The 10218-nt window shown below is 69.2% G+C and carries 9 protein-coding genes and 1 pseudogene; 3 read left to right on the top strand and 7 right to left on the bottom strand.

Features of this window, described 5'->3' with window-relative positions:
• The first annotated feature begins 139 nt into the window (after positions 1–139).
• A complete protein-coding gene (locus tag ACFYQA_RS38515; RefSeq protein WP_388928355.1) occupies positions 140–877 on the top strand; it encodes a hypothetical protein in 738 nt (245 codons plus the stop codon).
• A gap of 6 nt (positions 878–883) precedes the next feature.
• Here the strand turns inward: ACFYQA_RS38515 and ACFYQA_RS38510 are convergent, their stop codons facing one another.
• From ACFYQA_RS38510 to ACFYQA_RS38485, 6 genes are all read right to left on the bottom strand, one after another.
• Positions 884–1015: a hypothetical protein gene (locus tag ACFYQA_RS38510; RefSeq protein ID WP_388928353.1), complete on the bottom strand. Its 132-nt coding sequence runs from the start codon at positions 1013–1015 to the stop codon at positions 884–886.
• Positions 1016–1247: 232 nt separating this feature from the next.
• Positions 1248–1616 (bottom strand): hypothetical protein, encoded by a 369-nt coding sequence (locus ACFYQA_RS38505; protein WP_388928352.1) that lies wholly within the window; start codon positions 1614–1616, stop codon positions 1248–1250.
• A gap of 99 nt (positions 1617–1715) precedes the next feature.
• On the bottom strand, positions 1716–2822 hold the full coding sequence (locus ACFYQA_RS38500) for a hypothetical protein (protein ID WP_388928350.1): 1107 nt from the start codon (positions 2820–2822) through the stop codon (positions 1716–1718).
• Between the two features lie 336 nt (positions 2823–3158).
• Positions 3159–5306 carry a UvrD-helicase domain-containing protein gene (locus ACFYQA_RS38495; RefSeq protein WP_388928348.1) on the bottom strand — a complete coding sequence of 716 codons (2148 nt, stop codon included), beginning with the start codon at positions 5304–5306 and terminating at the stop codon, positions 3159–3161.
• A 64-nt stretch (positions 5307–5370) separates the two neighbouring features.
• A complete protein-coding gene (locus ACFYQA_RS38490; protein ID WP_388928357.1) occupies positions 5371–6933 on the bottom strand; it encodes a protein kinase in 1563 nt (520 codons plus the stop codon).
• Between the two features lie 177 nt (positions 6934–7110).
• Positions 7111–7575 carry an ATP-binding protein gene (locus tag ACFYQA_RS38485; protein WP_388928346.1) on the bottom strand — a complete coding sequence of 155 codons (465 nt, stop codon included), beginning with the start codon at positions 7573–7575 and terminating at the stop codon, positions 7111–7113.
• A 399-nt stretch (positions 7576–7974) separates the two neighbouring features.
• Here ACFYQA_RS38485 and ACFYQA_RS38480 point away from each other — a divergent pair, with 399 nt between their 5' ends.
• The gene (locus tag ACFYQA_RS38480) at positions 7975–8448 is read left to right on the top strand and encodes a hypothetical protein (protein WP_388928344.1); all 474 of its coding nucleotides are present in this window, start codon (positions 7975–7977) and stop codon (positions 8446–8448) included.
• A complete protein-coding gene (locus ACFYQA_RS38475; RefSeq protein WP_388928342.1) occupies positions 8445–8855 on the top strand; it encodes a hypothetical protein in 411 nt (136 codons plus the stop codon). Before ACFYQA_RS38480 ends, ACFYQA_RS38475 begins: the two co-directional genes overlap by 4 nt.
• A gap of 201 nt (positions 8856–9056) precedes the next feature.
• Here ACFYQA_RS38475 and ACFYQA_RS38470 read toward each other — a convergent pair.
• Positions 9057–10124 (bottom strand): annotated as a pseudogene (locus tag ACFYQA_RS38470) (hypothetical protein); the annotation flags it as partial.
• Positions 10125–10218: the final 94 nt, after the last annotated feature.

The raw sequence follows: 10218 nt of genomic DNA, 5'->3' as shown, positions 1-10218 counted from the left end.
CCTCAACGCATTCCAGATCACCTTCGAGGGCCGGCTCACCCCGGCCAGCAACTGAACCTCAACAACCAAGATCAGCCGTTAACTTGACACACCCGATCAGGAGGGCGGCTGTTTACAGGCGGTGTGTTATGAACAGGCAATGGTTTTGAAGATCGAACGGACTGACGCACGCACGTGGCAGGATGAGCATCTGAAGGAGCTCTTCAGCGAAGGTTTCCCGGAGTTCATCACTGCTGACCAGCTGGTGAAGGAGTACATAGGCAAGGTCGGAGAGTGGTTCGCCGACTTGAACCTCATGTTGGTGGATGACCACGATGTGCCGGTTGCCTCGGGCTGGGGTGTGCCGATCCACTGGGACGGACTGCCTCAGTCTCTCCCCACGGGGTATACCCAGGCGCTTGTTCGCGCCGTCGAGGGCCGCGAGCAAGGAGCCGAACCCAATACTCTGGTGATTTGCGGAGCGATCGTCACGCCGTCACTGAAGGGACGAGGACTGGCGGGGGAAACGCTTAAAGCGCTCCGTCAGACAGCGAGACAAGCCGGATGGGACCGGGTCATAGCCCCGGTCCGTCCGACGACGAAGGCCCAGTATCCGTTGACGCCGATCGAGACCTTCATGCGGTGGAGCCGTGAGGACGGGATGGCTCTTGATCCTTGGATCCGAACCCATCAGCGTCTTGGCGCCAAGATACTGTCGGCAGCTCCGGCTTCGCAGACCATGACCGGCACGGTTGCTGAGTGGGAACGTTGGACCGGAATGGCCTTTCCCGAGTCGGGTGACTATGTGATCCCTGATGGACTCAGCCTCCTGCGGATCAGCCGCTCGGCCGATCAGGGCGTGTATCAGGAGCCCAACGTCTGGATGCAGCACAGCTGAACTGGGTCACCATACGAGTTCCATGTAGCCCAGCTCGTTGATGCAGAGAAGGCCGACGCGGTCGTAGCGGGCGGCAGGGGTGTCGATGGCAGCATCGGCGGCCTGCTCGGTCAAGCCTCGCTGGCGGGGCAGGGTCACTGTGCTTCTCCCTCCGGGTGGTCACCGCCGCTGACGCGACGACGTCGGAGCAACTGGTCATAGGGGGTCACCGAAGGCGGTGGCCCGGTATCCGGCGGGAGATGAGACAGCTTCCACTCGTGCAGGGATGTCACGTCCGCCGGCGGTTTGCCGGGCGACGGCTGTCCCGCCGGGGCGGGTTCGGTCTCCGCCTGGGTAGCCTTGCGTGCCTCCAGTGCGACTGCGTCAGCGGTCATCGCCCCGGCCCGCAGGGCCGCGGCCAGCCCGGCGACGATGTGCTCGTGCGGCAGGGCCGGCCCAGCAGCAGGACCTCGATCAGGGCCCGGGTGCCGTCCCGCTCACCGTGGACCTTCCGAGCCTGAGCCCACCAGGCGTCGTGGAGCGGGGTGAACCTGCCTGCTGATCGGGCCTGTTCGAGGGCGGTGGACCCGGGAAACGCGCCGGGCTTGGGGACCAGGACCTCCAGGTAATGATCCAGCTCCAGGCGGACGGCGCCCTTGGCGATCAGCCTCGCCACCAATAGAACTGGAGCGACGACGACTGCACCGACCGTCACGGCGAGCCGGACTGCCTGGACCCCGACCACACTCTCTATCCGCATCGCTCCAGTCTGCCGACCAGAAGAGACTCGTCCACCGCTCTCACGGAGTTGACCACTTCGGGAGGCACGAGAGTCTGGCGCTGTTCGATTGCCGGACGGCTAGAAGAGGTCGGCCGGCCTGTCCTGCGTGAGGTTCTCGAGGATCGTGCGCAGCCACGGGCTGCGAACGGCCGGCAGCCGGACCATGGTGTGCTGGAACGTTCCCCGGTCGGCCCGGAACAGGTAATTGGGGCGCGGCGGGAGCGGGTCGTCGCGAAGGACGTCCTGGGGTATGCCGCCCGACGCGGGAACCGGCACGTACGGCTGGGGAGAGACCAGCCACAGCCACACCCCCAGTGGCAGCGGCACCGGGTATGCGGATGCAGCCGGGCCGGCGGGGGTCCAGGTCTGACCCGTCTGGGGATGGACCGGTACGAGGAGGATGTCGACGCCCGCGTCGGGGGCGGGCCGTCCCGGGCCGGCCAGGACGGCGCGCCGCCTTGGCGGGCCTGCGGGCAGCAGGGCGTCGAGCGCGCGTTGGAACACGTCCGCGGTCAGACCGTTGGGGACCTTCACCGGTTGTCCTTCGGAGGCCGCCAGCAGGTGGGCGAGCGCCCGGCCGGCTGCCGCCTCCCATTGCGGACTCCACGACCAGTAGTGGCCCGGCCCCAACCGTCCTCCCCACGTGGAAATCGGCTCGAACGGGGGCGTGCTCTCCCTCTTCTCCGTCAGCTCCGCCCAGGAGAGCGGCGCAGCATGGACACCGTCAACGAGGACGCGGTGCACCGCGTCCGGGCTGAGCCGCACTGCCTGCCAGAGCGAGCAGTCGTCAACCCTGGTCGCCACGGGCAGGTCGCACGCCTCGCAGGCCATGTTGGGGCCGTCGGCCCCGTCGAGGCCGCAGCAGGCACCGCCGTGCTTCTCGGGGATCAGCCGGGTTCCGCGGATATCGCCGGGCGCGATGACCATCGCCCCCGGCACGCTGTCGGACAGGGCGTAGACCGGTGCGTAGATGCCGCGTGCCTCCGCCTCGCCCGGATCGATCTCGTCCCACATCCGCCACGGCCGCCCCCAGGGTTCCGGGTCCACGGCAAACGTCCCTGCCTTCATGAGCACCGGAAGCTGGACCCCATTCCCGTATATCTGACGGGCGTGGGCCGGAAGGGAGACCTGGGACAGCGGGACGGTCAGCTCGGCACCGCACCTCGCACAGACGAATACGAACAAAGGTCCTTCGCATGGGAAACAGCTGCATCGTCGCAGCTCGGCGGCAGCCGGCCAACGTGTTTTCTCGTCTGTCGTGGGGATGGCGCTTGCCACCGTCGTGGAGCATCAACGTCATGCGGGCGAGTGCCAGCCGTCGTCTCCGACGGCGGCAAGCCTGCAGAGTCCAGCGGACGTGGGTCCGCATGCTTTCGAGGATCTCCGCACCTTGGAACTGCGAGTCCTGAGTGCCCATGGTCGCCCCTCCTGTCACACGGGGTGCGCATACCTCAACCTGATGGTGCAGTGAAGAGTCTTCCCGTGGCGTGATGGAAGAACCAGATCAGCGAGCCTGCCGCTTCACACGCCCGCCTCCCTCAGGAACGGGCTGGGTTCGCCCGACCAGGAGACGTACAGGCTGTCGCGGGCCCGAGTGCAGGCGACGAAGAGCAGGCAGCGTTCGGACAGCAGGTCCGTCTCGTGCTGTTTGGCGTCCACCTCGGGCGGGGTGACCGCCTTCGGGAACGGCAGGGCCTCCCCGGTGACGCCGACGACCGCGACGCAGCGGAACTCCAGTCCCTTGAAGGAGTGCATGGTGCCGACCCGTACCGCCGTCGGCTCCTTCGCGGTGTCGGTGGCGCGCAGGGTCTCGGCCGGGATGCCGGCGTCCTTCAGCCGGGCCACCGCCTTCGAACCCGTCCGCTTGAAGCGGGCGCTCACCCCGATCTCCCCGGCTCCGACTCCCGCCTCCAGCCACGCCTTCACCTGCGCGACCAGCGCGTCCAGTTCGGCCTCCTCGGTCGTCGCGGCGTGCACCGCCGGTCCGTCGCCGTGCAGGGCGGAGCGGTACCCGAGCAGGGTCTCGTTGCGGCCGTCGTCCTCCAGTTGGGCGATCGGACGGCCGATGAGCAGCGCGGTGGACCAGCGCAGGATCTCCTGCGTACTGCGGTAGTTCTTGCGCAGCTTCACCGCCCGCCCGGTCACCTTGATGCCGAGCGACTTCAGGGACACCTTCGAGTCGTAGATGCGCTGGTGCGGGTCCCCGGCGACGAACAGGTCGTCCGGGCGGGCCGGGGCGGCCGCGCGCAGCAGTCGCCACTGCGCCGGGTGCAGGTCCTGCGCCTCGTCGACCACGACGTGCCGGTACCGCGGCCCCTTCTCCGCCAGCAGCCGCGCCGCCTCGGCGCACGTCTGCAGCCAGGTGCGGGCCCCGTCCGCGGCGAGGTCCGCCGTGAACCGCTCCACCGTCTCCCACACCAGGGGCCGCTCCGCCGCGGTCAGCCGGCTCCCGCGTCCGCGCCGGTCCGCCGCCTCGTACGCGGCGAGGGTGCGGATGTCCTGGGCCAGCACGACGTGCCGGTACTCCTGGGCGAGGAACTGCGCGCTGCCGTCGAAGCCCGTCGCCTCGGCGGCCTTCGCCCAGCGGCTCTCCTCCTCGTTGGACTGCAACGGCCGCAGCGCCACCGCGTCCGGCACCTCGCCGACGACACGGCTGGCGAATCCGTCCACCGTCGAGATGTCCACCCGCGCCCGCAGTTCCGGGTCCTCCACCAGGGAGTCCAGGCCCGCGCGGAGGGCGTTGACGAGCGCGTTGGTGTACGTCGTCAGCAGGATGCGGTCCCCGTCGCGCAGGTGCCCGAGCAGGTGCTTGACCCGGTGCAGCGCCACGACCGTCTTGCCGGTCCCCGGGCCGCCCGTCACCTGGGCGGGCCCCGAGTAGGACGCGCGGTAGGCCACCTTGCGCTGGGAGGGGTGCAGGAAGACCCGCCAGGCCGCGAAGGGCTTCTCGAGGATGTCCCGCAACTCCTCCGACGCCGTGACCAGCGCGATCCGCGCCCGGCTGTGCCGGATCGCCGTCTCGAAGTCCTGCGTGTCGACCGGCTGCGTCGCCGCCTGGAGGGCGGGCGCGACGATGTCCTGCCACACCTCCTCCACCGTGCAGCCCTCCGCGAGGTACTGGAGTACCTCGCGCTGGTCCTGCGGCAGCAGCGGCGCGAAGACCTCCAGTTGCTCCTTGTCGACGAGCGACCGGGCCTGCCGCAGGGTCTCGGCGTCGATGCCGAGCGCGCTCAGGTCCCCGTCGGAGAACTTCTCGAACAGCCGCGCCTTCGGCGAGGCTTGTGCCACCCGCTCGTACGCCGGCGTGATCTCGTCCAGGGTGGCCGCGTCCCGGATCTCCACGGCCCGGGTCACCGTGTTGATCGTGGACTTCTGCTTCCTGGCCCAGGCGATCGCCTTGTCGTGCTGCATGACCCGCAGCAGGACGAAGGTGTCCCCGCTCGTCGGGGCGAGGACGACACCGCGCCAGAACTGGTCGATGCGGATCGTCCGGATCTGCTTGTCCTTCGGGTTCGTCAGGCTCTCCAGTTTCAGCCCCGCGTCCTTGAAGAGCTGGTCGAGACTGAGCCGGTCGAACTTCTCCCAGGCGTCGAGCACGCCCTTCCTGACCGGCGGCTGGAGCTTGGGGAGTTCGGCGAAGAAGCCGACGTCGAAGGCGAGCTGCGGCATGGAGCGATCCTAGGGGCCGGGGGAGTCGTCGTGCTGTGGGCGGAGGGGGGCCGGGAAAGGGGACTCACGTGGGTGAGCCGGGGCCGTCCCCGTCGAGGTCCAGGCGGATCACCGCCAGCGTCTCGGCGACCTCGGCCGTGAGTTCGTGGTGCGGGCCGAACACCAGGCACAGGTCCGCGTGCAGCGGGTCCAGGACGTCGAACGCGTCCGCCGTCCGCCCCTGCGCGAGCAGCAGCATGCCGATGTCGCGGCGCAGCTCCACGGCGTTCTCGCTCACGTCGCTGTCGATCGACCGTACGGAGTCCAGTACGCCCCGCAGCCCGGCCAACGCCTCGGTCACCCGGCCCAGTTCGCCACGGCAGCGGGCCGCCTGGGCCCGGCAGTCCAGTGTCGCCTCGCTGTGCGGACCGGCGATCCGGGCGTAGGCGTCGGCCAGCGCCTCGAACTCCGGCAGCGCGGCCCGGTGATCGCCCGCCAGCTGACGGCTGAACGCCCGGCGCCTGCGCAGTGCGAGAACCGGCTTGCTCTCCGAGCCGAGCACCAGGGCCGCCGTCTCGATCATCTCGCCGACCACCTCGGCGGCCTGCGAGAACCGCTCCTCCTCCATCAGCGCGGCGTAGTGGTCGTGCACCTCGCGGATCTGCTCCCGCAGCTCTTCGCGCTGGGCAGGTGGCAGCACCGGTGCCGGAACGGCGTCGGGCCCGGCGTCGGCCGCGGTCGACCGCGCGCCTGCGGCTCCGGCACGCGAGCGGGGCGCGTACGGGCGGCGGAACACCCCGGTCGGGTCGGGCGCCCCGGCCGGACCCGCCTCGCCCGGCAGCAGCGAATCCTCCGCCTCGTCCGCCGGTGACGGCAGGAACGGCCGCAGCCGCTCGTACACCGCCTGCACGTCCACCGGGCGCGCCTCGGGCGCCTTGCGGAGCAGGTCCAGGACGAGTTCCTCCAGCTCCGCCGGCACCTCCGCGCGGAGCTTGCGCAGCGGCGTCGGCGCGGCCGACACATGCTGCATCATGAGGTAGTACTCGCCATCCCCCTCGAACAACGGCCTCCCGCAGAGCAGTTCGTGCAGCACGCATCCGAGCGCGTACAGGTCGGTGCTCGGCGTGACCCGGGCGCCCCGCACCTGCTCCGGCGCCATGTAGTGATACGTCCCGATCGGGCTCCCCGTCGCCGTCAGCTTGGTGACGTCGGTGCGCAGGATGGCCGCGATGCCGAAGTCCAGCACCTTCACCGTGCCGTCCCGGGCCACCAGGATGTTGCTCGGCTTGAGGTCCCGGTGCACCACCGGCACGTCGTGCGCGTGCGACAGCACCGTGGCGACCTGCGCCGCCACGGCCACCGCCCAGCTGATGGGCAGGAGGTGGTCCGGGTGGACGTACGCGGTCAGCGGGACGCCGTCGACCAGTTCCATCACCAGGAACAGCTGCTCGTACGACTCGTCCAGGACCGCGTCGTACACCTGCGGCACGCCCGGGTGCTGGATCCGTGCGGTGACCCGAGCCTCCCGCCGGAACCGCTTCTCGAACTCCTCCGCCAACCGCTGCGACGTCACGGCCTGCGGCCGCACCAGCTTCACGGCGACGGGCCGGTCCAGCACGGCGTCGAAACCACGCCACACGTCGCCCATGCCGCCGTGACTGAGAGGTTCGAGCAGCTCGTAGCGATCCGCGATCCGTCGTCTGTCGTCCGGCACGTGGTCCCGTCCCGCCCCTCGTCCTCGCCCGTCGAGCGCCTGATGTGGTGCAGGGGGCATCTTGGCCGGTAGGTGACGAGAGAGTCCAGTTGGGGCGGGCGAGGGGACGGTCTACGGGAGCGGGGGCGGTGAGATCAGGCCAGGTGCGGCGCACTCCGCCCAGACCGTCTTGCCGGGGCCGCCCGAACGGCGCGGGCAGCACCCCCACCGGTCGGCCAACGCCGCGACGAGCAGCAGCCCGCGCCCGCTCTCACCGTCGGCCGACGGCGGGGACGGAAGCGCGGGCAGACCTTCACCGCGGGTGTCGCTCACCTCGATGCGTACGGTTCCGGTCGCGGCGTCGGCCGTCAGCAGCAGGTGGAAGTCACGGCCGGCCACGTGCCCGTGCTGTACGGCGTTGGCGCACAGTTCGGCTGCGACGAGCGTGACGACATCGTGCGCGTCGCTGCCGTACGGGATGCCCCAAGCGTCGAGGCGGTGCCCGCACAGCCGTCTGGCGAGACGGGCACCACGCGGGGTGGAGCTGAAGCGCATCGTGAACCGGTGCACCGTGAGGGGGGATTGTGTTGCGGTCATGCATTTACGGTGGCGCTTCGTGGCACAACGTGACCAGCGATGACGCGCCGACGCGGGCCCTTCGTACGCGGCGACATCCGGCGGTGTACGGCGCGGTACGGAGAGAGCCTCGGGACAGAGAACGATGGCCTCTCTCTTTGCAGTTCATGCAGGAAAGCGCAGCTTGACGGGTTCTGCTGTCGTGAGAGGGCTTCTGTCCTCGACCGGGGACAGAACCCGGTGACGCATAGGCGACTTACCTCACAGACCCTAAAGGACCTCCGCCCGCTGTGACACGACTGTGACGGGTGGAGTGGCTTCCGCCACAGCCGGTCCGGTGCGGTGCTGATGAGGTGGCCGCATGCGTGCCGCCCCCCTCATCTCTCAAGCCCTGCCCCCGCTCGGACGGGGGTGACGGGCGTGCTGCTGGTGGGTTTAGGTCTCTCCGCGGTCTGTGCCCTCGGCGCGCTCATCGCCACGGTGGGGGTCGTCGCGATGGCGTTCCCCGGTCGGCCCGAGCCCTGGGCGGTGCATCTGCTGCGCCGTGCGGCGGGAGCGGCCGGGTGGGCGGCCGTGGCCGTCTACTCTCTGGGGCTCTCCGGCGTTCTGCTGTCGGAGCACGCGTTCGGCAACGGCGCGGACTCGATCCCGGCTCCTGCCTGCCGCGACGGCTTCGACGCGGAGACGAGACAGGGCCTCTCCCACCACCGGTCCTCGTACCTGCCGCTTCGTTTCGACTGCGTCCGCGACAACGGCACCGTCTACTCCAGTGATCCCAGCTACCTGTGGATGAACTGGGCGACCGCGTCCCTCGCCCTGGCCGCCGCCCTGCTCGTCATCGGCGCGGGCTACGTCATCGAGCTCCGCGCCCGGAAGACCGCGGTGGTGCCATGACGCTGCTCCCGGTCTTCGTCGGGCTCGTGGTCGGCTGGGTCGCGTTGCGTGGGCTGCTGGCGCATCCGCTGCTGCCGCTGTGGGTGCGGACCTCAGTGTTCTGGTCGGTGCCGCTCGGCGCCGTCACCTGGGTCGTGATCATGGTGGCGGACGACCCCTTCCTGTTCCCGGATACCGACCCCTGCCCCAGGGAGCCGATGCGGGAGGGCATCCTCGGGAGCGGGGAGGTCTCGGGAATCTCCACCCCGTTTCCGCCGCGGGCCTACTGCCAGTGGGAGGACGGCACCGTCTACAACCTCGCGCCCGGGGCCGAGTTCGTGTTCTGGGTCTTCTTCGCCATGACGGTCGTACCGCTCGCGGCGGGACTGTGGCACGTCCTGCGGGATCCGAAGTCGTTCCTGCTCTAGAAGGCCACTGTCGCCCCTGACGCAAGGTGGCCTTTTGGTGATTGCCGGCGACGGGGCGCGACGGTCTTGATCGGGTGCCTTACGGACTGCGTGCGGACTGCTGGAACTCGGTGCTGATCATTGACACCTGAAGGCCACCCAGGTGGCGGGTCCGCGCAGCCCCGTCCGGTTACGAGCTCGAAGGTGGTCTTGCATCGCCGGTCAATGAGCTGTCGCAAGCCGCTGGTACACCGTCACCTGCCGACCACGGACCTGCTCGTCAGCCACTGGCGTGAAGTACTTCTTCAGCACGGCGGTCTTCATTTTGTCCCGCTCGGCCGTCACCGGTTTCGCCACCTGCGTTGCGTCCGTCACCAGCAGTATCCGTTGCTGGGCCAGCATCGCAGCACGTATGTGATCCGGGCTTGCCTCCACACCTTTCAGGGTCCCGGACCTCTCCGGGCTCTCCACGAGAGCTATGTCTCGCAGCCCGGCAAAGGCATTCGGCGAGACGGACTTGGTGTCCCTACGCGCCGACGGGATGAAGAGCACCGCACTCCCGGTCTCTTTCATCCGCCGCACGTCCGACGCTATCGCCAGGACGTCGTCCACCCTGCTTGCCGGGGACCGCTTGGCCAGTGACTGCGGCAGCAGTGCCACCATCGCTGCGACGACCACTGCGGGGAGAATCCCCTTCGACGCTCTCGGGAGCCGGGGCCTGACCGCCTGTATCGCCGAGCCGATGGCAGTGCCGATCAGCAGTGCCAGCCCCAGCATGCTGTAGAGGATGTACCGGTCCAGGAACAACGGCTGGATCAGGGAAAGAGCGATGAGGCCGATCTGTGGCACCGCCAGCAGCGGTAACCCGACGGCTGCCACCGACAGCCGGCCTGCTCGGGGCCGATCCAGTAGTGCGCCGACGCCACCGATAGCCAGCAGAACCGCAGGGCCGATCAACATGTGCCAGGACAGCGGCGGTATCCATGACACCTGTGCGGACTGACTTCGGCTGAAGAGGATCAACGGCAGCACACAGGCAGTGGCGGCCGCGGAGGCTGTCGTCCAGCGTGTCCAGACTTCGCGCCCGGCTCGTGTCCACAGGAGAGTTGCCAGGTGTGCCGAGCAGATCACGAGCGAGAGCCAGTTCAGCAGCCCCATCAGCAGAATAGTGCTGCCGTATGCAGCCCAGCACAGCGTCCGGACACGCCCCTGGAGCGCGGTCACGAGGAGCAGTGTGGAGATCCCGGCACCGGCGGCGACCACTGCATAGGGCCGACCTTCTTGAAGGTAGGGGACCTCCCCCCGGGTGGTGGACACCCTGACCTCCGGCCCCGGTGGGGGCCGGGAGAGGGTGACCGATTATGGTGATGAAGGTCTATTCGCC

Source organism: Streptomyces sp. NPDC005774 (assembly GCF_042871645.1).
GTDB classification, from domain to species: domain Bacteria; phylum Actinomycetota; class Actinomycetes; order Streptomycetales; family Streptomycetaceae; genus Streptomyces; species Streptomyces pratens.
The sequence above is the reverse complement of the archived record's forward strand: the minus strand, read 5'-3'. Positions and strand labels throughout refer to the sequence as shown.